Source organism: Bradyrhizobium sp. USDA 326, assembly GCF_049739485.1.
Lineage (GTDB): Bacteria > Pseudomonadota > Alphaproteobacteria > Rhizobiales > Xanthobacteraceae > Bradyrhizobium.
In genome coordinates this window covers 4042302-4065239 of the sequence record NZ_JBMGQA010000001.1, presented here as the reverse complement: position 1 = coordinate 4065239, position 22938 = coordinate 4042302, and the positions used below count along the sequence as shown (strand labels likewise).

The following is a 22938-nucleotide window of genomic DNA, read 5'->3' as shown; positions in this document are numbered from 1 at the left end:
ACCTCGGCTGTTGCTGCGCGGCACTCGGCAAGCCCATAATGTTTGCACGCTGAGCCTTCGCGTTGCGCATTTGTCCCCCTCCTCCAGTGGCGCGGGAGTTCAGTAATCCCTCTTGGAAGGTGATTGTGTCGGCCTCACGTGGCCAATACCTAAGCCGGGCCCTTCGGGTCCGGCTTTTTTTCTGTCGCATGCAGCCTTCGCCCTCCGCGTGTATTGACAGTTCCAGGCATACCCCGCATCATTTGCGGATGATCACGAAGTCGTGCGCAGCAATCTCGAAAAAGGGTCCCCATCCGGGGACCTCGGTTTTTTGCGCGCACTAGGCTGATATCGTCATCGCTGCAGATCCCGAAAACCCCGCCGCCTGGACGGGGTTTTTTCATGTGCCCTCCGTCTCAGGTTTCCCGAGAAGGAGATGGAACATGACCGGACTTGAAGATCACTTGCACGGACTGTGGCTGCCGCTGGTGACGCCGTTTCACGGCGGCGCGCTGGATGAGAGATCGCTGCGGCGGCTGACGCGGCACTACGGCGCGGGCGCCGTCGACGGCTTCATCCTCGGCGCGACCTCGGGCGAAGGCATGACGCTGCGCGAGGCAGAGCTCGAACGTCTCGTCGCCGTGGTGCGCGACGAGATGGCGGCCAGCGGCCGCATCGTGCCGATCTGCCTCGGGCTCTCGGGCGCGGACACCGCGCGGCTGAAGGAGCGACTCGACGAGACCGCGGACTGGCCGATCGACGGCTACCTGATCGCCAGCCCCTATTATGTGCGGCCATCGCAGCGCGGCTTGCTGGCGCATTTCGAAGCCCTCGCCGATCACGCGGCATGGCCGCTCGCGCTCTACAACATCCCCTATCGCACCTCCGTCAACATCACCAACCAGACGCTGCTGCGGCTTGCCGAGCACAGGAACATCGTCGGCCTGAAGGATTGCGGCGCGAGCCGCGAGCAGTCGATCGCGCTGCTGCGCGACAGGCCCAAGGCATTTCGCGTGCTCACCGGCGAGGATGCCAATTATTTCGAGGCGCTCTGCGACGGCGCCGACGGCGGCATCGTGCTGTCGGCACATGTCGAGACCGCGACGTTCGCAGCCGTCCATGCCGAGCTGAAGCGCGGCAAGCACGATGCGGCGCTGGCGCGCTGGCACGAGGTCGCCGAGCTGACCCGCCTGCTGTTCGCCGAGCCAAGCCCCGCGCCGGCGAAGTACTGGCTGTGGCGCAGCGGCCTGATCGACAGCCCCGAAGTGCGCCTGCCGATGGTGGAAGTGAGCAGCGAGCTTGCGGCGGCGATCGATCGCGAGATCGAGCGACGGACGAAGGTCGCGGCGTAGCGGCTTCGCTTACCCTCCCTGGAAGGTCCCTCCAGGGAGGGTAAGAGCACCGCCCCATGGTTAATGTCCTCCCAACGGCCTTCGCTGTCGCCGCATGGCGCATCCACGGCTCGTTTACACAGTCGCGCCTATTCTTCGGCACCTACAGAGGGGGAATGACCATGGGACATCGCATCCGGCCTACGGCCGCGCGGCAATTCGCGCCCGCCGATCTCGTGCAGGGAATTCTGGTGGTGTCGTCGTTCGGGTTCTGGGCGGTGATGCTCGGCCTGATGCCGGTGCTGCTGTTTCGGCTCTGGCTGGTCGGCTGACGCAAAGCGAGCGCGGGATGGTTAATCCGTGGTAGCACCTGTGCTCAAAATGCACTGGCAGCTGCGATCCGGATCTTAAAACATCCTCGCTAACACTTGACGCCCATAAGCGAAGAAATCGCGGAGGCGTTTGTGAATAATCATAATGAACTGGCGTCGCATTACGACGCCGGGCAGCAGGCCTTTACCACCGAGGACATTCTCTGGGCCGTCGGCATCTGGTCGGTGATCCTGACCTTGTCGCCGGTCATCGTGTTCTACATGCTGCTGGTGGCGTAGCCCAGGCAAGTTCCCGAACAACGCAAGCTCGGGATTCCGGGTCTGGCGCGTGCGCCATCCCGCAAATGACGGGCCAGGCAGAAACGCAAAACGCGCGGCTTGTCCGCGCGTTCGTCGTCCGGGGAATGAATAATGAAAATTAAGCCGCCTGCTTGTGCATTGCGCCGGACGCCGACGCCGTGCCGCGAATAGCCTTGACCGAACGCTCGATCGCCGCCCACAGCCTTGCAATCTCCTGGGCTGCCCGGCTCTCCGCCTGATACTCGCGCGCACCTTCGCCGTGGCTCAGCGCCATCAGCAGGTCCGAGCGATTGGTGATCTGGCCGCCCCACACCGGAGCGCGGAATTTCGCCAGCGCTTCGCGGGCGATGGTGACGATCGGGCTTTCGGATTCGTCGCGCTTGGCCGGCGCACCGTTGAGCACGACCGCGTAGGGCTTGCGCGCGGCGCGGCACATCTGGATGGTTTCCTGCACCGCGTTGACGTCGAACACGCCGGGACGGGCGGGGATCACCACCATGGTGGCGTTCTTGATCGCGTCGTCGACGACGGTCGACAGGTTCGGCGGCGTGTCGATCAACACCCATTCATAGCCGTCGCGCTTGGCAGCGGAGACGATGCCGCTGACGGAGTTCACGGCAGCCTTGATCGGCGGCTCGTTGGTGCCGCGCAGCTTGTGCCACAGCGTGAGCGAACCCTGCGGATCCGCGTCCACGAGCATGACCTGCTTGCTCGCCTTGATCTGCGCGGCGAGATGTGCAGCCAGGGTACTCTTGCCCGAGCCGCCCTTGCGCGATGCAAAAACAATAACGTTCATACCTTCCGCCTCCAATTGACCCCAGGCCGCGAAAATGAATCAGCGCGCTGATTCGGGAAAGAAAAATTTATCAGGGGTTGCGTTACGGCCACGAAATAACAAGGCGTGTTGGCTTTTGAGTCACACTGCATCGCAGGAGAAAGACGCAGCTCCCTGCGAAACACCGCTTGCGCGGACATTTGTGCGTTTTTTGAGCAACAGACGGGACGACGCAACCTTGCCGCGCAAACCTGCGGGCGACTCTTTCCCGTCGCGCACCGGCCGTAATTACAGCAAGCCTGCGCAGCGTCGCGCGAACAAAACGAGTCCGGAGGCTGGCGCAGAGCCGATGTCGGTCATGGCGCAGGTTTCAAGCAAGGGGCGCTCCGCCCCGGCTCAAAATGACTCGGCCTTTTTCTTCTTGGTCGCCTTCGCCGGCTTGGCGCTCGTCTTGGTGGTATTGGTCGGCTTGCCGGCGCGGACCTCGCCCGGCTCCGGGCGGAAGAACACCCGGCATTGCGGCGAGAGCTGCGCCTTCTTCTTGATCATGCAGGCGGTGATGGCATCGACGTTCGGAACGAACTCGCTGCACAGCCGCATCGCATCCGGCGAGCAGGCCTGCTGCTCCTCCTGGGTGTAGGCGAAGCCGGCGCGCGGCAGAGCCAGGACGGCCAGGGCAAGGCCGAGCGTTGCGGCGGCCAATGACTTGTTCAAGCGAAATGCCGGCATCGATGTCCCCACGTCATGAGTCCCTGGGAATAGTGGGTGAACGGCGGTGCGTTGGCAACGAGGGCAGATGCGAAAGCCGCGACGTGTGCGGTCTCGGCAACAGGGGCGACGGGCAGTCTTCCTTACCGTCGTCGTCCGGCCTTGTGCGCAATTGCGCACTGGACCGACCCGCAGTCATCCAGAAAGCGATTGAGACACGGAACTCGCCACGACGTCATGGCCGGGCTTGTCCCGGCATGACGACCACTGTGTCGCGGTGGACTGGCGCCGGAGTTTCCGGGCCTCCAACACAAAACTCCGAAAACAACCCCATGCACAGTAGCCAAGGGACGGCAATCCCTCGGCATTTCCATTCTTAGGATTTCACGAAGTCAAATTTGACTTGTCGGGCAAAACAGGGGCATGATGGCATCATCAAAAAAGATGCGCGTGGGGTGGTCGGCCTGTCTCCTGCGCTGATAGAAAGCGTTGGAAGTGGAGGCGAGCGCATGGATGGGAATGAGGCGGAACTTCCGCTCGCGGGGGTGACGGTGGTCTCGCTCGAGCAGGCGATCGCGGCGCCGCTGGCCAGCCGGCATCTGGCGGATTGGGGCGCGCGCATCATCAAGATCGAGCGGCCCGGAAGCGGCGATTTCTGCCGGGACTACGATCATGTCATGAACGGCATGTCGAGCCAGTTCGTCTGGACCAACCGCTCCAAGGAAAGCCTTGCCATCGACATCAAAAGCCCCGAGGGGCGCAAGGTGCTCGACGCCCTGCTGCCGCGGGCGGATGTGTTCATCCAGAACCTCGCGCCCGGCGCGGCGGAGCGGCTCGGCCTCGATGCGGCATCGCTCGTGCGGAAATTTCCGCGCCTCATCGCCTGCGACGTCTCGGGCTATGGCACCGGCGGCCCCTACAGCGACAAGAAGGCCTATGATCTCCTGGTGCAGTGTGAGGCCGGCGTGCTCGCCATCAACGGCACCGAGGCGGAGCCTGCCAAGGTGGGGCTCTCCGTGGTCGACATCGCCACCGGCATGTACATCCTGAGCGGCGTGCTGATGGCGCTGTATCGGCGCGAGCGGACCGGCAAGGGCACGGCGTTCCAGGCCTCGCTGTTCGATTCCATCACGGACTGGATGAGCTATCCCGCCTTCTACACCGAGAGCACGGGCCGGCCGCTGCCGCGCACCGGCGCGAAGCATGCGACGATCGCGCCGTACGGACCGTTCCGCGTCGGTGACGGCAACACGATCTTCTTCGGCATCCAGAACGACCGGGAATGGCGGTCGCTGTGCCGCATCGTGCTCGGCGATGCCGCACTTGCCGACGACCTGCGCTTCCGCACCAATCCGCTGCGTATGCAGAACCGCGACGAGCTGCAGGCGCATATCGAGCAGCGCTTTGCATCCATGACCAGCGAAGAGGTGCTGCGGCTGCTGGACGAAGCCGCGATCGCCAATGCGCATCTGAACTCGGTCGAGGCCTTCCTGAAGCATGAGCAGCTCCACGCACGCGCGCGGGTGCAGAGCGTGGGATCGCCGAGCGGGCCGGTGATGAGCTTCCTGCCGGCGCTCACCATTCCCGGCGTGACGCCGCGGATGGACCCGGTACCTGACGTGGGCGAGCACAACGACGCCATCCTCCGCGAACTCGGCATCAGCGGGGAGCATTGAGATGGCCTCGCAGCGGCCGAGCCGGGCCTATCTGGCTGTTCCTGCGCATCGCGCCCGCCTCGTCGCCAAGGCAGCGGCTTCAAGCGCGGATGCCGTGTTCATGGATCTCGAAGACGCGGTGCCGCCATCCGAAAAAGGTCTTGCGCTGGAGGAAGCCGTCCGCGCGCTGTCATCGCTCGACTGGGGCAACAAGCGCGTCGCGGTCAGGCTCAACGCCGTCGACAGCCCGTTCATCGGAGAGGAGATCCGCGCGCTGGCGGCGCTGCCGCGGCTGGATGCGGTGATCGTGCCGAAGGCGGAGCGCGCCGGCGACATCGTCGCCATCGCCGACCAGCTGCGCGCGGCCGCGCCGGATCGCGCTTCGTCGGTGGTGCTCGAACTGCTGATCGAGACGGCGCTCGGCCTCGTCAATGTCGACACGCTCGCCGCCGCGCACGCGAGCGTGGCCGCGCTGCATCTCGGCGTCGGCGACTTCGCGGCCTCGCTCGGCGCCCGCACCTCCGACATCGGCATCTCGCCGGACGGCTACCGCCACGTCGGATCGGCGCAAAGCGGCTACGCCGCCGCGCCACTCGACCTGTTCGCCTATCCCATGATGCGCCTCTTGGTGGCCGCGCGCGCCTTCGGCCTCATCGCCATCGACGGCGCCCTGCGGCGCGTTCCGCGATGCCAGGCTCACCGAGGCCAGCGCGCAAAAGGCCGCCGCGATGGGCTTTGACGGCAAGCAGGTCATCCATCCCGACCAGATCGAGCCGACGCTGCGCGCGTTCACGCCGTCGGATGACGAGCTGGCCCAGGCGCGGCGGGTGGTCGAGGCGATGGAGACGGCCGAGGCGCAAGGCCAGGGCGCGGTGACGCTGGACGGCAAGATGATCGACTATGCCAATGTGCGGATGGCGCGGCGGATTATCCAGCTGGGGTCGTAGGGGCGCGCATGGCCACGCTCTTGATCGTCGCGCCGGTGTTCGCGCTGATCGCGGTAGCGCCGCGCCAACAAAAACTCAGCTGCTGGGTTTACGGTGCTCGGCATGACCAATCGAAGACGAGCATTTTGACTTTGGCCTAGGCAGCCCAATCCATGATCGCATCGATGAAGGTCTGCGCCTGGCGGATCGCGTCGAGCCTCGTCGCACAGACACCAACCGACACTGTTCGGCCCTTTCCGACAGTCCACTTCCAACCAGCCGGGTAGCTCATTTCAACGATTGAGAAGCTTACGCCGCGATGCTCCACGGAGAACCTCCGCTAACATGTTGCTGTGTCCGAAAAGGCTACTCCAAATGACGAATTTGTCCAACCGAACGCAGACCCACAATCCGCTCGCGCGGCTCGGATATAAGCGTTCAGGAGAGCGCATGGAGACTTATTGCGGTGGTGGTGTGGGTGGTGGCAGGAGGGAAGTAGGCGGCCTTTCGATTGCCGACACCGCTATGCAACAACCTGGCCGGCGCGCCAGGCCATCTCCCAGAAGTCTGCCTCCAGGTGGGTGGCTTCCTTGAAGATCGCAATCAGCTCGGCCTCGCGCGCCGGAGTGGCGTAGCGATCGGCGAGATTCTCCATATGCGCCTGCGCCTTGGCAGCGACTTCCTGGTATGGCGCGCCGGCATATTCTTCGATCCAGACGCGATAGGCGTTGCTCACCGCGTCGGCAGAAGGGCGCGAGGCGAGCCGCGTTGCGATCTCCGCGTAGCCGATCACGCAAGGCGCAAGCGCCACTTTGAGCGCCAGCAGATCGCCGCGCATTCCCGCGTCCAACACGTAGCGCGTATAGGCCAGCATCTCGGCCGCCGGAGGGGCTTGTTCAAGGTCGTCCGGGGACAGGCCCCATTCGCCACAGAGCTTCACATGCAGGTTCATCTCGACATCGAGGATGGCCGACAGGCCGGCCGCGGCTTCACGCATGTCGGCAAGCCTGGGCGACTTGTAGACCGCGAGCGCGTAGGCGCGAGCAAACTCGATGAGGAACAGATAGTCCTGAACGAGGTAGTGACGAAACGCAGCTTCAGGGAGCGAGCCGTCCGCCAATCCGTTCGTGAAGGGATGCTCCGTATAGGCCCGCCACTCAGTGGACGCGGCTGCCTTGAGACGCTCGAAAAAACTCACGATCTTTTCCGCCTGCTTGCTTGTCCATCACACTGGCTCGCTACCGATAGCGCATTGCCAACGAAGGAGCTACGGTGGTGGCGGACAAAGCCGGCTTTGAGAAACGGCGGATAGGCCCCGCGTCGAGCCGCACTGCCTTGGCATCAACCAGCCATCGCTTCGCCGTGAAGGGCGAGCCTGAGCATCCTGGTGAAGTGCGCGCTGAAGCTGGAGGCGAAGCCGGCCGCAGCGTTCATGCTGGTCCGACTGCTGAACCCGCCGTCGGTGGCAGCCGGCGTCATCTGCTGTTCGCGGCGATGCCGCCGGCGTGAACGCGTAAATCTTTGGCCGGCGACGCCTCACGGCCTCGCCGCGCCCCATCAACAATCAGCGCAGGCCCAGGAACGAGAGCACTGCACCAATCACGACGACCAGCCCGATGATATAGATAATACCGTTCATAGCTCAGCTCCCTCAGCGTTGTCAGTCCTGCTGCAGCTACAAACACCTGGGGTCATGAAAGGTTCGCCGGGACATCTCGCCGTTTTCTACCGGGGAGCCGGGAAACGAAAACGCACTCTCTGCTCCGACGCGCCCGGGTCCCGTGCCACCTCCAGATGATTTTGCCTTTGCACGCAAAGGTCGCTAGTCTCTCCTGATACGTTCAGGGAGGTAACATGGCACAACGCGAAGAGATGCTCGCAGTGGTCCGGCGCGCCTATGCCGCACGCGACAACGATGACGCCGACGGGCTGGTAGCCGCTTTTCATCCCAAGGGTCAGTTCGCCCTAATGGGCGACAAGACCGCACTCGAATTGACGGGAAGCGTGGAGGGACACGCAAGCCTGCGTGGTGCCTTCAGCAAATTCATTGAAGACTTCGGCTTCGAAGGCCGCGAGATCCTAGCTGAGCTGGTTGACGGAGATCGTGTCGCCATCCATTCCCGTGTCGATGTTCGATATCGCCCGACCGGAAAAGTTTCCAGCACCGAGATCCTGGACCTGTTCAAGCTTCAGGACGGCAAGATCGTCGAGCTGATCGAGTTTGCGGATACGGCGCAGGTCAAGATGATGATTGCGTGAGGACGACTTCGTAAAGTTTATTGCACTGTCACCGTAATCCGTCGGCCGGCGAGCTGGCCCAGGCGCGACGGGTGGTTGAGGCGATGGAGGCGGCTGAGGCGCAAGGCCAGGGCGCGGTGACGCTGGACGGCAAGATGATCGACTATGCCAATGGGCGGATGGCGCGGCGGATCATTGGGCTGGGGGCGTAGCGGCGCATGGCCACCTTGCAGTATTGGGCTGACAACAAAACCTACCTGCCTTCCGAAGCTGCAATTCGCCTGCACCATGCCTTGTTAGGATTCATCCCTTTCCTAACGGCAACGGTAGGCACGCCCGCATCATGGCGGATTCGGTCCTCGACCGCGTCTACAATGCAAAGCCAATCGACTGGACAGGCGGACATGATCTTCAAAGGATGAATGAGCGGCGCGCCGCCTATATCGCAGCTCTCAAGGCCGCCGACCGGGATGACATTGGTCCCTTGATCAAGTTCGTTGGTCCTCGCGATGATCTCTGACGCGCGAAGCCCGTTAGATTTGCCCCCAATGGCAGCGGCATCATCGTGCTGCTCGCGGTGATGCCGACCGGCGCGAACGCGTACATCTGCGCGGTGCAGTATCAGCGGCGGTGGACCCGGTGTCTGGCGCAGTGGCGTTGGGCACGCTGCTGGCGGCGGTGACGTTACCGGTGGTGACGCTGATGCGAGGGTGAGGTAATTCAGCCGCGCGCATCCGCCTCACCCCGACGGAGTACGTCATGGCACAGAACATCTACGACAATCCGGATTTCTTTTCAGGTTACAGCCGACTTCCTCGGCAGGTGCACGGCCTTGCCGGCGCACCCGAATGGCCGGCGCTGTGCGCCATGTTTCCCGAAATGGCCGGCAAACGAGCCGTCGATCTCGGCTGCGGCTTCGGCTGGGTTTCACGTTGGCTGCGCGAGAATGGCGCCAAAGCGGTCCTGGGCGTCGACCTCTCCGAGAGCATGATCGCGCGGGCACGGCAGACTACAGCCGATCCTGCAATCGACTATCGACTCGCGGACCTCGAGACGATCGACCTTTCAGAAGCGGCCTTCGATTTCGCCTTCAGCTCGCTGACGTTCCACTACATCAGCGACTTCGACCGGCTCGCTCGCATGATCCATCGCTCGCTCACGGCGGGCAGCCATTTCGTCTTCTCGATCGAGCATCCGGTTTTCATGGCCGCCACTCATCCCCGCTGGATCGAGGACGAGGATGGGCGAAAGACATGGCCGGTCAATCGCTATGCGATCGAGGGCGAGCGCCGCACCAGTTGGTTAGCGAAAGACGTGGTGAAGTATCACCGCACGATCGCAACGACACTGAACGTGCTGATCCGGGCCGGATTTGTCATCGAGGCCGTCGACGAGTTCGCGCCGTCGGTGCAGCAAATCAGGGAGAACCCGGCACTGAAGGAGGAGCTGGAACGGCCGATGATGCTGCTGGTGTCAGCGCGGCGGTAGGGGCGTGCGGCCGGCGGGTAGGTCGCCTCGTGGCGTGCCGGGACAATGTGCTCACCCTTGAAGCTTTATGCACTGTCACCGCAATTGCCAGAGAACTATCAGGCTACGAGACTTGGCGCTCGCAACGACAAGTACGTTGGCAAGTATATCTTAGCACTCGATATATTGCGCGGTGCGTGCCGGCGAACAGCTCAAGAGCTTAATGACGCAATAAGTGATCTTGAAGCTGGAGGCTAAACCGCGTTCGCTGCTGAAACATCGGAAATGGGGGCAACATGACCAAGAAAACAATACCAAAAAAGGAAGGGATCGAGACGACCTGGCGCACAATTGCCTTCGGCGGCTTACTTATTTTGATTGGGCTATGCGGCTTCGTCACTGCCCTAGTCAACAAGAACTTGCTTCCCGCTGTGGGTGGTACGTTCCTCGGCTTGTTGATTGGAATGCTGGTTGGTTTCTACGCGCAAGAGGCAGACGATTGGACTCGTCAGGCAATGACAGCGTCCGTCGCTGTGCTAACCGGTGCGGGCGCGCTTGCGTTGCTACGCTACGATGCGGCTGATCCGCATGCCGTTTTTTATTACCCGATTGGTCTTGTAGTCGGCTTCGGGTTCGGGACTATTTGGGCCGCCATTGATGTACCAGACGAAGAGCCGGGTTAATCTAAGCCCTACCATCGCTGGTACAGTTGGGTGGGCTCGAACCACCGACCTCCTGTTCCACAGACAGGCGCTCTAACCAACTGAGCTACAACTGCATCCTGGCGAGCCGCGCCTTGGGACGCCCTTAAGAGGGGCCGGTGCCGAGGGGGCTGGACGGGGCGGAAACTAGGTGCAACGGGGGTTTTTGGCAAGGCCGCAGAGGGACGAAAAACCGGCGGAAATCACCGCCGGTGCGATGAAATCGGGCTTGATGGCAGCGATGAGGGTGTCTCTCCCGGCTGCCGGGAGACTCCCCGTGGGGCGAGAGCCCTCACCCGTCGCTTGACGATGCTTCGCATCGCCCAGCGCCGGCCTCTCCCGCACGCACGCGGGAGAGGCAAGAAAAAACCCGGGCCTTTCGGCCCGGGTTTCGTTGGCTCAAACCGGCCTTACCGCTCAGGCGGCGGACGGATAGTACTTCGAGGCGCTCGCCTTGATCGGCTCGGCGGTCTCGGCGGCGACGCGCTGGGTGAGCTCGACCAGCTCCTTGGCCTGGGACTGGTAGGTCTCGAGCTGCTTGCGGGTGTGGCCGGTCCACAGCTCCAGCGCTTCCGACGGCGACTTGGCGCCGAACAGCTGCTGGGCGAAGTCGAGCTGGGCGCTGGAATTGGCCTTCATGAACTCGAGCAGCTTGGCGGTGTACTCGCTCGCGCCCTTGCTGGCGCAGGTGAACACGGCCTCGACGGTGCCGTTGTGGGTCTCGGCGGCGTCCTTGAACTTGGCATAGCTCTCGCGGGCCTGCGACACGCCCTTCTCGGCGAACGCACGCATCTGCTCGGGAACCTCGAACGGAATGATCGAGGCAGAAAACGGATCAGTCGCACCTGTCATGGTTGTCCCTCACGCTAATGAAAAAATCGAGTGAGCCCTCTGGCGCGCCCGCCGGCCCCGACCATGGGCCCTCGCATTCAGCGGGTACGACGACTGGAAAACACGAAGCGAATGAGATGGCTCGCCCGGCGTCCAGCACTATGACTGCCTATCATGTCAACATTGTGCATCGCAACGCGCCACGAGGGTGCGCTGCGAAATTTAATCTCGGAGAGGGCGAGGTTCCGGGTCAGGGGAACCGGGGGTTGAGGTAGTTGGGTGCGCTGGCCAGGTGGATCTTCACCCTCTCCCGCCTGCTTGCGGAAGAGGTCGGATCGCGCAAGCGATCCGGGTGAGGGCATTTTCCTCTGGGAGAGTCTTCGTTGTCGAGACACCCTCTCCCCAACCCTCCGCCGCAAGCGGGGGAGGGAGCGCGCCTTTGTCGGGGCTCTCAGCGAGTCTAGCTCGTCAGGCCGGCCTGGCCCGCCTCGCCCCGCGAATCCCTTGGATGCAGCATCGCTGCGGCTTGCGGGGTTGGCACCATTAAGGTTATCGCCGCTTGGGGGGCCCTCCCGGGCTTGCGGCCGTGGACCTGCCCGCCCCTCTCGGGCGATAACTCTTTCTTAAGGCTGCCATTCCGGTAGCCGCCACACCTGATGCGTGAGCGACAGCCGGCCTTATGACGCGTTCGGATTTCCAGTTGCGAGGTGTGGGCGATCCGCGGCTGGCCGTGCATGCGACCTCGCCGCTGGCGACCTGGCTGTGGTCGGTCGACGGCGCGCGCGTGCTGTGGGCCAATCCGGTCGGCGCCAGCCTGTTCGGCGCGGCGAACAGCGCCGGCCTCGCGGACAAGGTGTTCGGTCCGGCGGACAGCCACCGCCGCCAGGTGGCCCGGCTCGCGGGTCGATTGCCGGCGAACGGCACCGTGCGGCTCGAGCGGCTGCGCGGCTTCGGCGCTCGGCTCGGCGCGCTGATGACCTGCGCCTGCGCGCGGCTCGACTTCGCCGGTGGCGGCCATCTCTCTGAAAGATCTGCCGTGCTCGTCATCGCCATGGATCCCACCTCGCGCCCGATGCCGCTGGTCGAGCGGCTGTCTCGCCTGGTCGCGGGCGCCAAGGTGCCGATGGCCGCGTTCGCGCCGGACGGATTGTTCGTCGGCGCCAGCGAGGCCGCCCGCTCCCTGCTCGGCTTCCGCGATCTGTTCGAGGCCGGTCTCGACCGGGCACGCAGCGATGCGCTGGCCACCGGCCGCGCCGCAACACCGATCGGCATCGGCCAGATGGTGCTGCAACGGGTCGGCGCGGGGGCCGATATCGGCCTGGTCGCGCTGATCGAGCCGGCCGTCAACACAGCGGCGGCGCGCGAGGCCGCGCCCAGGACCACCCCCGTCGAGACTCCGGCCGCGGAGCGCGAGGACGCTCAGCCTGCGCCGTCGAACGTGGCGCCGTCCGCGTTCGCGCTGTTCGACGCCTTCGCCGAGCCGACCGAAACGGCTGCAGCGGCCGCGTCCGTAACTGCCGCGTCCAAAACTGCCGCTGAAAACACTCCGGTTGAAAACCCGCTGGAAGCCATTGTGTCGCCGCAGGTTGCGCCGATCACTGAAGCCATGGTCGAGCCGGAGTCGGGCCAGGAATCCTCGGGCCAGCAACAGCCGCCCGCACCGCGTCAGCATCCGTTGCGCTTCCTCTGGCAGATGGATGCAGAGGGCCGCTTTGTGCTCCTCTCCGACGAATTCATCCGCCTGATCGGCCCGCACACGGCCGCCGGCTTCGGCCGGCCCTGGCGCGAGATCGCAGCCGACTTCGCACTCGATCCCGATGGCCGCGTCGCACAGGCGCTTGCAAGCCACGACACCTGGGCCGGCATCACCGTGAACTGGCCGGCCGACGGCGGCGAGCGTCTCCCGGTCGAGCTCGCGGGCCTGCCGGTCTACGACGGGATGCGCAACTTCGCGGGCTTCAGGGGATTTGGCGTCTGCCGCGATCTCGACGGCCTCAACCGGCTCGAGGCGCTGCGACGCTTCGAGCTGCGCGCCGCGCCGCCGGCGCAGCAGGACCTCTCCGCTGACGCCGTCGAGCCCGATCCGGAGGCCAGGCCCGAAGTCGAGCCCGAAGGCGAGGGCGAAGAGAAGCCGGAGGCAACGGCAGCACCTCCGCCGATCGAGCCGCCCGAGCCCGAGCCGACACCCGAGCCTGAACCGGTAGCCGCCACAGCCGACGCGAATTCACACCCAACCGATCTGGAAACGCCCGTGGAAACGCCTCCCAATGTCGTGCCGTTCCGCTCGCCCGGCGACACGCGCTCCCCGACGCTGACGCCTGTCGAGAACAGCGCGTTCAACGAGCTGGCGCGGCAATTGTCCGAACGGCTCGAACGCGATCGCGAGACCATCGCGACTGACGCGGCCGATCCGGCGGCGGAGATCGCAGCCGAACCACCGGAGCCGGAGGCGCCGCAAGCCGCGGCCGAATGGCTGACCGAGCCTGCGCCGCCGGCGCGCGGGATGAGCGCGCGTGACCGCACGCTGCTCGACCTGCTGCCGACCGGCATCCTGATCTACCGGCTCGACCGCCTGCTCTACGCCAATCCCGCCTTCCTCGCGCGCATGGGCTATGCCGACCTCGGCGCGCTCGAGCATGAAGGCGGGCTGGATGCGCTCTATGTCGAGCCGGGCGTGTCGGCGGCCAGCAGCACGTCGCAGGGCGGCACGCCTGTCACCATCAGCGCGACGGTCGCGAACGGCGAAGCGCCGCTGGCGACGACCGAGGCGCATCTTCACACGATCGACTGGGACGGCGAGAGCGCGCATGCGCTGATCTGCGCGCTGCCGCAGGCGGCGCCCGTCATCGCAGAGACGGTGGTCGCGGAGACCGTTGTCGCCGAGTCCTTCTACGAACCCGAGTCCGCGGCGGGCGAAGCCGAGGCCGAGGATCTCGCCGCGATCCTCGACACCACGGCCGAGGGCATCGTCATGTTCGATGCCGAAGGCAACATCCACGCCTGCAACCGCAGCGCCGAGGCGCTGTTCGGCTATGACGGGCAAGCGCTGCTCGAGCAGAACCTGACGACGCTGTTCGCGCCCGAGAGCCAGCAGATCGTCGCCGACTATCTCGAAAGCTTGAAGAGCCAGGACATTGCGAGCCTGCTCGACCACGGCCGCGAGGTGCTCGGACGCGAGAAGAAGGGCGGCGTCATTCCGCTCGCGATGATCATGGGCCGCACCCGGCCCGACGGGCCGAACTTCTTCGCCGTGTTCCGCGACCTCTCGCAGAGCAAGAAGGGCGAGAGCGAGCTGACGCAGGCCCGCCGCCTCGTCGACGGCGCGGCCGGTGCCAAGGCCGACATGCTGGCGCGGATCAGCCACGAGATCCGCACGCCGCTCAACGCCATCATCGGCTTCGCCGAGGTGATGATCTCCGAACGCTTCGGCGCGCTCGGCAACGAGCGCTATGGCGAATACATGAAGGACATCCGCGCCTCCGGCGAGCGCGTCATCGCCATCATCGACGACCTGCTCGAGCTGTCGCGGATCGAGACCGGCAAGCTCGATCTCACCTTCGCCAACCTCAATCTCAACGACCTCGTCGAAGCCTGCGTCGCGGTGATGCAGCCGCAGGCCAACCGCGAGCGCATCATCATCCGCACCTCGCTCGCCCATGCCCTGCCGCAGGTGAGCGCGGATGCGCGCGCGATGCGGCAGATCACCATGAACCTGATCTCGAACTCGATCCGGCTCGCCAGCGCCGGCGGCCAGGTCATCGTCTCGACCGCGCTGACCGACCGCGGCGAGATTGCCTTGCGCATCCGCGACACCGGCCACGGCCTCACCGAGCGGGAGGTCGCCGCCGCGATGGAGCCGTTCCGCACCCCGCCGCCCGGCGATGCCGCGGACAGCTCGGCGCTGAGCCTGTCGCTGACGAAAGCGCTGGTCGAAGCCAACCGCGCCCACTTCAACATCAAGAGCGCTGGCCATTCCGGCGCGCTGATCGAGGTGGTGTTCGCGCCAGTGCTGGCGCAGGCCTGAGGCGCTCACTGGCTCGCGGGCAGACCGCGCGCAAGCGCCGCCGCCTGCTGCAGGCTGACGCCGTTGGCCAGCGGGTCGGCATGGCGATGCGCCAGGTGCCACTCGGTGCCCACGCGCCGGTAGACGAGCGTCACGCGCAACTCCCATTCCTGCGCCGGCAGCCCTCCGACCTCGACGCTGTCCCGCTCGATCAGCGCCAGAATGACCATGTCCTGCGAGCCATAGGTCTGGACGACCTCCTGCCTGTGCGTGCCGTTCCTGAAGAACCGGCCCATCCGCTCCCACCTTTCGGGCGTGTACTCCGCGGCCTTCGACGGCACCCCGCCGAACGGCGACATCAGCACGAAATCGTCGGTGATGGAAATCATCTGCCGGTAGGCCGCGACGTCGCCGCGCATCAGCGCCGCGTTCGCCTGCTGCGTATGGGCAAGCAGCTTTGCGATGACGTCGTCGGCCGTGGCCGCCTCGGCGACGACGAGCGGCATGCACGCCATGCCCGCGAGCGTGCGACGCCTGGACATCGGCGCCGGCGCAGCTGCGCGACGCGCATCTTGATCGTTCTTCATGCGAGGGCTCCGTCTTGATGGTTCATACGGTTGCACGAGATGCTGGATGCCGCTTTGACCGTCATGAAGCCAGTGATAAGATCTCAGGACCATGCTGAATCCGGCTCAGCTTGCCCGCGTCGACGTCACGCTCCTCGTGGTGTTCAGCACCGTGCTCGAGGAGCGCCAGGTCTTGCGCGCGGCGGACAAGCTCAATCTCACGCCGTCCGCGGTGAGCCACGGACTGCGGCGGCTGCGGCGCATCTTCCATGATCCCTTGTTCCTGAAGACGCCGAACGGCGTGAAGCCGACGGAGCGTGCGCTCGCGCTTGCCGGTCCCGTCACGGAGCTCCTGTCGCGCCTCGACGCGATCGTGTCGGCAGCCGCACCGTTTGACCCGAGAACGGCGAGGCGCTCGTTCACGATCGGCGCACCGGATGCGCTTGCCGCGGTGTTTCTCGGCTCACTTCTCAAGGCTCTCGCCCGGGAAGGACCGGGGATCGACATCCGATTGCTGCAGCTGATGCCGCAACGTCAGGGCAAGGCGTCGAGCCAGGCCTGGCAGGGCACGCTCTCGGAGCTCGATTCGCACCGGCTCGACCTCGCCGTGCTGCCGGTCGGCCCGCTGCCGTCACGCTACGCCGAACGATTGCTGTTCGAGGAAGACTTCGTCGTCGCCATGCGCAAGGGGCACCGCATGGCCCGCAAGGTCACGCTCGCGGCCTATCTGGCGGCACCGCAGCTGCTGGTCTCAGCCATCGGGGATGCGCTCGGCATCGTCGACATCCGGCTTGCCGAACGCGGCCATACCCGCCGCGTGGCGCTCACCGTGCCCAACTTCATGATGGCGCTGGCGCAGCTCGCCGAGAGTGATTTCATTGCGACCTTGCCGCGTCATCTGGTCGAACGCCATGCCGCGCGATTCGACCTGGTGATGCGTCCCGTGCCGTTTCCGTGGACGCCCGACCCGGTGCGTGTCGTCGCCTCGCAAGCTGCGATGGCGGATGCCGGTGTAGCCTGGCTGTTCGAGACGGTGGCGCGCTGCATTAATCCGACGACGCCGACAACGCCCAAGCGTCGCGTCCCGGCCTGAGGCCAGATAACAAAAGGGCACGGCGCGCGCCGTGCCCTTTCGCATTCCTGCCGCCTGGCCTCAGCTGTAGATCTCGAACAGGCCGGCACCGCCCTGGCCGCCGCCGATGCACATCGTCACGACGCCCCACTTGGCCTTGCGACGGGCGCCTTCCTGCAGCAAATGGCCGGTGAGACGGGCGCCGGTCATGCCGAAGGGATGGCCGATCGCGATCGAGCCGCCGTTGACGTTGTACTTGGCGGGATCGATCTCGAGCTTGTCGCGGCAATACAGGCACTGGCTCGCGAAGGCCTCGTTGAGCTCCCACAGGTCGATGTCGTCGATCTTCAGGCCGGTGCGCTTCAAGAGCTTCGGAATCGCGAACACCGGGCCGATGCCCATCTCGTCGGGCTCGCAGCCGGCGGTCGCCCAGGCGACGAAGCGGCCGAGCGGCTTGAGGCCGCGCTTCTCCGCGTCCTTGGCTTCCATCAGCACCACGGCGGCGGCGCCGTCCGAGAGCTGGCTGGCATTGCCGGCGGTGACGAACTTGCCGGGACCCTTGACCGGCTCGAGCCTGGCAAGACCCTCCAGCGTGGTCTCCGGCCGGTTGCATTCGTCGCGATCGACGACGTAATCGACGATCGACTCTGCCTTGGTCTGCTTGTCCACGACCTTCATCTTCGTCTTCATCGGGACGATCTCGTCCTTGAACTTGCCCGCCTGCTGCGCCGAGGCCATGCGGCGCTGCGATTCCAGCGAGAACTCGTCCTGATATTCGCGGCTGAGCTTGTAGCGCTCGGCGACGATGTCGGCGGTGTCGATCATGGCCATGAAGATGTCGGGGGCGACCTTGAGCAGCTCCGGGTCAACCGATTCCTTCGGCGTGGCACCGCCCGGAATCGAGATGCTCTCGACGCCGCCGGCGACGATGCAGTCGGCGCCGTCCGAGCGGATCGAGTTGGCCGCCATCGCGATGGTCTGAAGCCCCGAGGAGCAGAAGCGGTTCACCGAGACGCCGGCGGTGGTCTTCGGCAGGCCAGCGAGCAGCGCGGCCTGGCGGCCGATGTTCGGCGCGCCATGGGCGCAATTGCCGAGATAGCAGTCCTCGACATAGTCCTTCTCGACGCCGGCGCGATCGACCGCGTGGTGAATGGCGTGGGCTGCGAGCGACATCGGCGGCGTGATGTTGAACCCGCCGCGGCCGGATTTTGCCAGGCCCGTGCGCGCATAGGAAACGATGACGGCTTCACGCATGTGTTTTCTCCCTTGTCGAACGAATTTGAACGGAGCGTGGTTACGAGGCGTTCTGAGCGCCATTGGTACACAAAGTCAGGAGGTCGCGGGGAAAATAAAACGCCGCCTCCCGGTGAAGGAAGCGGCGTTGTTCCGCGGGTCGGAATATATGATCATCGTCATCCCGGGGCGGCTCGAAGAGCCGAACCCGGGATCTCGAGATTCCGGGTTCGATGCTTCGCATCGCCCCGGAATGACAATCCTCAGAACGTCAGCGCCTTGGCCTGCTTGACCTGCGGCAGGGCCTGCACCTTGGCGAGCAGGTCCGTGGGCACCGCGCCGTCGACCTCGACCAGCGCAATGGCATCGCTGCCGGGCGCGACGCGGCCGAGATGGAACGTGGCGATGTTGATCTTGGCATCTCCCAGAAGGCTCGCGAACTTGCCGATGAAGCCCGGCTTGTCCTCGTTGGTGACGTAGATCATCGACTTGCCGAACTCGGCATCGACACGGATGCCCTTGATGTCGACGAGGCGCGGCTTGCCGTCGGCATAGACGGTGCCCGAGACCGACCGCTCCTGCCGCTCGGTGGTGACGGTGACGGTGATCAGGCTCTCATAGTCGCTCTGGGCAGCGCGCACGATCTCGTCCACCACCATGCCGCGCTCCTTGGCGATGACGGGCGCGGACACCACGTTGATCTCGCCCAGCATCGGCCGCAGCAGGCCGGACAGCACGGCGGAGGTGATCGCCTTGATCTTCATCTCGGCGACATGGCCCTCATAGGTGATCTCGACCTTGAGGATGCCGGTCTCGGTGAGCTGGCCGGCGAAAGAGCCGAGCTTCTCGGCAAGCGCGATGAACGGCTTCAGCTTCGGCGCTTCCTCGGCCGTGATCGAGGGGAAGTTGACGGCGTTCGAGATCGCTCCGGTGAGCAGGTAATCCGACATCTGCTCGGCGACCTGGAGCGCGACGTTCTCCTGGGCTTCGGTGGTGGAAGCGCCGAGATGCGGCGTGCAGATCACGTTGGGATGGCCGAACAGCACGTTCTTGGTCGCGGGCTCCTCGACGAACACGTCGAAGGCGGCGCCGGCGATGTGCTTGGAATTGAGCGCATCGACCACCGCCTGCTCGTCGACCAGGCCGCCGCGGGCGCAATTGATCAGGCGGACGCCCTTCTTCATCTTGGCGATCGCGGCCGCGTCGATGATGTTCTTCGTCTTCTCGGTGAGCGGCGTGTGCAGCGTGATGAAGTCGGCGCGCTTCAGGAGGTCGTCGAGCTCGACCTTCTCGACGCCGATGTCCTTGGCGCGCTCCGGCGAGAGGAAGGGATCGAACGCGATCACCTTCATGCGCAGGCCGAGCGCGCGGTCGGCGACGATGGAACCGATATTGCCGCAGCCGACGACGCCGAGCACCTTGCCGGTGATCTCGACGCCCATGAAGCGGTTCTTCTCCCACTTGCCGGCCTGGGTCGAGGCGTCCGCCTGCGGGATCTCGCGGGCCAGCGCCAGCATCAGGGTGATGGCGTGCTCTGCGGTCGTGATCGAGTTGCCGAACGGCGTGTTCATCACGATGATGCCCTTGGCCGTGGCCGCGGGAATCTCGACATTGTCGACGCCGATGCCGGCGCGGCCGATCACCTTCAGCTTCGCCGCCTTCTCGAGGATCTTGGCGGTGGCCTTGGTCGCCGAGCGGATCGCAAGGCCGTCGTAATTGCCGATGATCTCGGCCAGCTTGTCCTTGTCCTTGCCGAGGTTGGGCTGGAAGTCGACCTCGATGCCGCGATCCTTGAAGATCTGCACGGCGGCGGGCGAGAGCGCGTCGGAAATGAGAACTTTGGGTTTGGTCATGGGATGTGTCCTTCACACCCTCCCCTGGAGGGGGAGGGTCGGCGCGAAGCGCCGGGGTGGGGTGAAGCTGCAACAAAGAAAATTGCCGGTGCGCCGTGTGGAGAGATCACCCCACCCCGCCGCACCTGGCGGTGCGTCGACCCTCCCCCTGCAGGGGAGGGTAAGAAACTTACGCCGCCTTGGGCAGAGCGGCCTTGGTCTCGGCGAAGGCCCAGTCGATCCACTGCGTCAGCAGCTCGACGTCCTTTGCCTCCACCGTGGCGCCGCACCAGATGCGCAGGCCGGCCGGCGCATCGCGGTAATAGGCGAAGTCGTAGCCGGCGCCTTCCTTCTCGACCAGCGCGACCAGCTTCTTGCAAAAGTCGGCTTGCGCATCCGCCGAGAGCGAGGTGATCGCGGGATCGGTGAACTTCAGGCACACCGAGGTGTTGGAGCGGATCGAAGCGTCCTTGGCCAGGAAGTCGATCCAGGGCGTCTTCGCCTTCCAGTCGGCGAGCACCCGGGTGTTGGCGTCGGCACGTGCGATCAGCGCCTTGAGGCCGCCGATCGACTTGGCCCAGTTCAGCGCATCGAGATAATCCTCGACGCAGAGCATCGACGGCGTGTTGATGGTCTCGCCGACGAAGATGCCTTCGTTGAGCTTGCCGCCCTTGGTCATGCGGAAGATCTTCGGCAGCGGCCAGGCCGGCTTGTAGGTCTCGAGCCGCTCCACCGCGCGGGGCGACAGGATCAGCATGCCATGTGCGGCCTCGCCGCCGAGCGCCTTCTGCCAGGAGAAGGTGACGACGTCGAGCTTGGGCCAGTCGAGCGCTTGCGCGAACGCAGCCGAGGTCGCGTCGCAGATGGTCAGGCCTTCGCGGGTCGCGCTGATCCAGTTGGCATCAGGCACGCGCACGCCTGAGGTGGTGCCGTTCCAGGTGAAGACGACGTCGCTCTTGGGATCGACCTTCGACAGATCGGGAATCTCACCATAAGCCGCGTTGAGCTTGGTCACGTCCTTGAGCTTCAATTCCTTCACGATGTCGCTGACCCAGCCCTCGCCGAAGGATTCCCAGGCAAGCGTGGTGACGGGCCGCGCACCGAGCAGCGACCACAGCGCCATCTCGACCGCGCCGGTATCGGAGGCCGGCACGATGCCGATGCGGTAATCGGCGGGCACCTCGAGCACTTCGCGCGTCAGGTCGATCGCGAGCTTGAGCTTGGTCTTGCCGATCTTCGCGCGATGCGAGCGGCCGAGAGCTGCGTCCTTGAGATTTTGGGCGTTCCAGCCGGGGCGCTTGGCGCAGGGGCCGGAGGAGAAATGCAGCACGGTCGGCCGCGAAGCGGGCTTCGCTACATTCATGATCTACCCTTCCAGATAGTAAGCCTCCCGTTGGGGGGAGGTGTCCCGCCGCGGCTGATACGGGAAACGGAAAGGCCAGTCAAGGAAGTTCCGGGGCCTCACGTGCGAGTGATGGCGCCTCGGGCGCGATCTCCGGGGACTGGACCACGGCGAGCGCATTCAGCAAGTCCGTGGCATCGCTGATCAATTGCGCGGCCCTGCGGCGGCTGCCGACCTTCAAAATGCATTTGTCATGGGCCTGCACGACGTAGTCGTTGCCGACCTTGATCATTGAATAGCTTGTCATCGAAATCCCCGAACCGACCGAGCCCGGTACCAGAAGCTGCCGTAGCACCGTTCGTTCCCGATTCAACCTGAACGACGGACAGGTAGTTTACCGCCCATTAAGATGAACGAACGCGCGATCCGAATTTGCTGATCGTGCAAGGCTCGTGGCCAGAGCCCCATTCCGATACAATCGGAACTGGACTCTGGATCCTTGTATCGACGCGTTTTCCTTACGCGACCCGGTATCCACTTCGCTCGGAAACGCATCCGCTACCTCAAAAGCGGATAGTCATGCCCACATGGCTCGCGGCAAATCCGAGCCGCTTGTAGAAGCGCTGCGCGTCGACGCGGGTCTGATGCGTCAGCAGTTCGACGAGATTGCAACCGCGCGCCTTCGCTTCCGCGACCGCCCATTGCACCAATTGCTCGCCGATGCCGCGGCTGCGACAATCGGAAGCAACGCGGACGTCCTCGAGCAGGCCACGCACGCCGCCTTGGGAACTCAGGCCCGGCAGGATCGCGAGTTGCAGGCAGCCGACCACCCTGCCCGCGCTCTCGGCAACCACGAGCGTGAGATTCGGATCGCGCTCGACCCGCGCGAATGCGTCGTAATAGGACGCGGGCAACGGATCCTCCACGCGCTCGCGCGCGCGGCCGAGATGATCGTCGGCGAGCATCGCAACGATCGCGGCAACGTCCTCGCGGCGCGCGTGACGGATGGAGACGGCTTCGGCGTTCATGTCAGACAACTCCGCACCTCAACGCGCCGGCGAAAGGCCGAGAAACGCTTCGACTTCGCCGATCCAGCGGCGGACGGACGCATGGCGGCCGAGATCGAAGCCCCCTTCATGCGCGACACGCGTATAGGCGAGCAGCGACACGTCGGCGAGCGAAACCTCATCGCCGGCGAAGAAGCGGCGGGCGGAGAGATGCTGCTCCATACGGTCGAGCGCCGCATAGCCGCGTTTGACCTTCTCAGGATCGAGCTCGGATGCATCCTTGCCCAGATAGACGAGGAGGAAACGGCACACCGCGATATAGGGCTCGTGGCTGTACTGCTCCCAGAACAGCCATTCATCCATCTTGGCCGCAGCAAAGGCGTCGCGCGGAATGAGCGTACTGTCGCGGGCGAGGTAGCGGATGATGGCGTTGGACTGTGCGAGCGTGCGGCCATCGTCGAATTCGACGGTCGGCACCTGGCCTGCGCCGTTCATCTTCAGGAATTGCGGCGTGCGCGTCTCGCCCTTGCGCGTGTCGATCTCGATCCACGCATAGGGCACTGCGAGCTTGTCGCAGACCCATCTCACCTTCAGACAGTTTCCGGAATTGCTATCGCCGTAAATCTTCATCGCTGCCGCC

24 protein-coding genes and 1 tRNA gene are annotated in these 22938 nt (G+C 64.8%); 13 read left to right on the top strand and 12 right to left on the bottom strand.

Going from position 1 to position 22938, the window contains the following annotated elements:
* The first annotated feature begins 422 nt into the window (after nt 1-422).
* The 3 genes from ABIG06_RS19150 (at nt 423) to ABIG06_RS19140 (ending at nt 1921) form a co-directional block, all read left to right on the top strand.
* Complete coding sequence (locus ABIG06_RS19150; RefSeq protein ID WP_370138146.1) at nt 423-1331, top strand: 4-hydroxy-tetrahydrodipicolinate synthase family protein; 909 nt, start codon at nt 423-425, stop codon at nt 1329-1331.
* A 161-nt stretch (nt 1332-1492) separates the two neighbouring features.
* Complete coding sequence (locus ABIG06_RS19145; RefSeq protein ID WP_199751507.1) at nt 1493-1642, top strand: hypothetical protein; 150 nt, start codon at nt 1493-1495, stop codon at nt 1640-1642.
* 132 nt (nt 1643-1774) lie between these two features.
* Entirely contained in the window at nt 1775-1921 is a 147-nt protein-coding gene (locus tag ABIG06_RS19140; protein WP_199751506.1) for a hypothetical protein, read from the top strand.
* Nucleotides 1922-2060: 139 nt separating this feature from the next.
* Here the strand turns inward: ABIG06_RS19140 and ABIG06_RS19135 are convergent, their stop codons facing one another.
* Both ABIG06_RS19135 and ABIG06_RS19130 read right to left on the bottom strand, forming a co-directional pair.
* On the bottom strand, nt 2061-2738 hold the full coding sequence (locus ABIG06_RS19135; protein WP_424578368.1) for an AAA family ATPase: 678 nt from the start codon (nt 2736-2738) through the stop codon (nt 2061-2063).
* Between the two features lie 375 nt (nt 2739-3113).
* The gene (locus tag ABIG06_RS19130; RefSeq protein ID WP_124160442.1) at nt 3114-3446 is read right to left on the bottom strand and encodes a hypothetical protein; all 333 of its coding nucleotides are present in this window, start codon (nt 3444-3446) and stop codon (nt 3114-3116) included.
* 488 nt (nt 3447-3934) lie between these two features.
* Between ABIG06_RS19130 and ABIG06_RS19125 the strand changes: the two genes are divergently transcribed.
* Genes ABIG06_RS19125 through ABIG06_RS19110 form a run of 4 tightly spaced genes read left to right on the top strand, consistent with a single transcriptional unit; the run spans nt 3935 to nt 6167 of the window.
* Nucleotides 3935-5101, top strand: a complete 1167-nt coding sequence (locus ABIG06_RS19125) for a CaiB/BaiF CoA transferase family protein (RefSeq protein ID WP_124160441.1) — start codon at nt 3935-3937, stop codon at nt 5099-5101.
* Nucleotide 5102: 1 nt separating this feature from the next.
* On the top strand, nt 5103-5819 hold the full coding sequence (locus ABIG06_RS19120) for an HpcH/HpaI aldolase/citrate lyase family protein (protein ID WP_424578367.1): 717 nt from the start codon (nt 5103-5105) through the stop codon (nt 5817-5819).
* The gene (locus tag ABIG06_RS19115; RefSeq protein WP_424578366.1) at nt 5809-6027 is read left to right on the top strand and encodes a hypothetical protein; all 219 of its coding nucleotides are present in this window, start codon (nt 5809-5811) and stop codon (nt 6025-6027) included. Before ABIG06_RS19120 ends, ABIG06_RS19115 begins: the two co-directional genes overlap by 11 nt.
* Before the next feature lie 8 nt (nt 6028-6035).
* Nucleotides 6036-6167, top strand: a complete 132-nt coding sequence (locus tag ABIG06_RS19110) for a hypothetical protein (RefSeq protein ID WP_424578365.1) — start codon at nt 6036-6038, stop codon at nt 6165-6167.
* 362 nt (nt 6168-6529) lie between these two features.
* Here ABIG06_RS19110 and tenA read toward each other — a convergent pair whose 3' ends face one another.
* Nucleotides 6530-7204: a thiaminase II gene (gene tenA, locus ABIG06_RS19105; RefSeq protein ID WP_124160438.1), complete on the bottom strand. Its 675-nt coding sequence runs from the start codon at nt 7202-7204 to the stop codon at nt 6530-6532.
* Between the two features lie 77 nt (nt 7205-7281).
* On the opposite strand from tenA, the gene ABIG06_RS19100 reads away from it, so the two are divergent.
* The 4 genes from ABIG06_RS19100 to ABIG06_RS19085 all read left to right on the top strand — a co-directional run bounded on the left by ABIG06_RS19100 (nt 7282) and on the right by ABIG06_RS19085 (nt 10394).
* Nucleotides 7282-7515, top strand: coding sequence for a hypothetical protein (locus ABIG06_RS19100; RefSeq protein ID WP_245454505.1), 234 nt, complete (start codon nt 7282-7284; stop codon nt 7513-7515).
* A gap of 345 nt (nt 7516-7860) precedes the next feature.
* On the top strand, nt 7861-8265 hold the full coding sequence (locus ABIG06_RS19095) for a nuclear transport factor 2 family protein (protein WP_370138143.1): 405 nt from the start codon (nt 7861-7863) through the stop codon (nt 8263-8265).
* 738 nt (nt 8266-9003) lie between these two features.
* Entirely contained in the window at nt 9004-9732 is a 729-nt protein-coding gene (locus tag ABIG06_RS19090; protein WP_370138142.1) for a class I SAM-dependent methyltransferase, read from the top strand.
* Between the two features lie 275 nt (nt 9733-10007).
* Nucleotides 10008-10394 (top strand): hypothetical protein, encoded by a 387-nt coding sequence (locus ABIG06_RS19085; RefSeq protein ID WP_370138141.1) that lies wholly within the window; start codon nt 10008-10010, stop codon nt 10392-10394.
* Between the two features lie 18 nt (nt 10395-10412).
* Here the strand turns inward: ABIG06_RS19085 and ABIG06_RS19080 are convergent.
* Nucleotides 10413-10489, bottom strand: a tRNA-His gene (locus ABIG06_RS19080).
* Nucleotides 10490-10829: 340 nt separating this feature from the next.
* Complete coding sequence (locus ABIG06_RS19075) at nt 10830-11264, bottom strand: phasin (protein WP_370138140.1); 435 nt, start codon at nt 11262-11264, stop codon at nt 10830-10832.
* Between the two features lie 658 nt (nt 11265-11922).
* Between ABIG06_RS19075 and ABIG06_RS19070 the strand changes: the two genes are divergently transcribed.
* Nucleotides 11923-15267 carry a PAS domain S-box protein gene (locus tag ABIG06_RS19070; protein WP_370138138.1) on the top strand — a complete coding sequence of 1115 codons (3345 nt, stop codon included), beginning with the start codon at nt 11923-11925 and terminating at the stop codon, nt 15265-15267.
* 5 nt (nt 15268-15272) lie between these two features.
* Here ABIG06_RS19070 and ABIG06_RS19065 read toward each other — a convergent pair whose 3' ends face one another.
* Entirely contained in the window at nt 15273-15833 is a 561-nt protein-coding gene (locus ABIG06_RS19065) for a YybH family protein (protein ID WP_370138137.1), read from the bottom strand.
* 91 nt (nt 15834-15924) lie between these two features.
* Between ABIG06_RS19065 and ABIG06_RS19060 the strand changes: the two genes are divergently transcribed.
* Nucleotides 15925-16905, top strand: coding sequence for a LysR family transcriptional regulator (locus ABIG06_RS19060; RefSeq protein ID WP_370138136.1), 981 nt, complete (start codon nt 15925-15927; stop codon nt 16903-16905).
* A 60-nt stretch (nt 16906-16965) separates the two neighbouring features.
* On the opposite strand, the gene ABIG06_RS19055 is transcribed toward ABIG06_RS19060, so the two are convergent.
* From ABIG06_RS19055 to ABIG06_RS19030, 6 genes are all read right to left on the bottom strand, one after another.
* Nucleotides 16966-18138 carry a thiolase family protein gene (locus ABIG06_RS19055; protein ID WP_370138134.1) on the bottom strand — a complete coding sequence of 391 codons (1173 nt, stop codon included), beginning with the start codon at nt 18136-18138 and terminating at the stop codon, nt 16966-16968.
* Between the two features lie 242 nt (nt 18139-18380).
* The gene (gene serA, locus ABIG06_RS19050) at nt 18381-19970 is read right to left on the bottom strand and encodes a phosphoglycerate dehydrogenase (protein ID WP_370138133.1); all 1590 of its coding nucleotides are present in this window, start codon (nt 19968-19970) and stop codon (nt 18381-18383) included.
* A gap of 169 nt (nt 19971-20139) precedes the next feature.
* Entirely contained in the window at nt 20140-21312 is a 1173-nt protein-coding gene (locus ABIG06_RS19045; RefSeq protein WP_370138131.1) for a phosphoserine transaminase, read from the bottom strand.
* Nucleotides 21313-21391: 79 nt separating this feature from the next.
* A complete protein-coding gene (locus ABIG06_RS19040) occupies nt 21392-21598 on the bottom strand; it encodes a hypothetical protein (RefSeq protein WP_028180066.1) in 207 nt (68 codons plus the stop codon).
* 256 nt (nt 21599-21854) lie between these two features.
* The gene (locus ABIG06_RS19035) at nt 21855-22319 is read right to left on the bottom strand and encodes a GNAT family N-acetyltransferase (RefSeq protein ID WP_370138130.1); all 465 of its coding nucleotides are present in this window, start codon (nt 22317-22319) and stop codon (nt 21855-21857) included.
* An 18-nt stretch (nt 22320-22337) separates the two neighbouring features.
* Nucleotides 22338-22928 carry a glutathione S-transferase family protein gene (locus ABIG06_RS19030; RefSeq protein WP_370138129.1) on the bottom strand — a complete coding sequence of 197 codons (591 nt, stop codon included), beginning with the start codon at nt 22926-22928 and terminating at the stop codon, nt 22338-22340.
* Nucleotides 22929-22938: the final 10 nt, after the last annotated feature.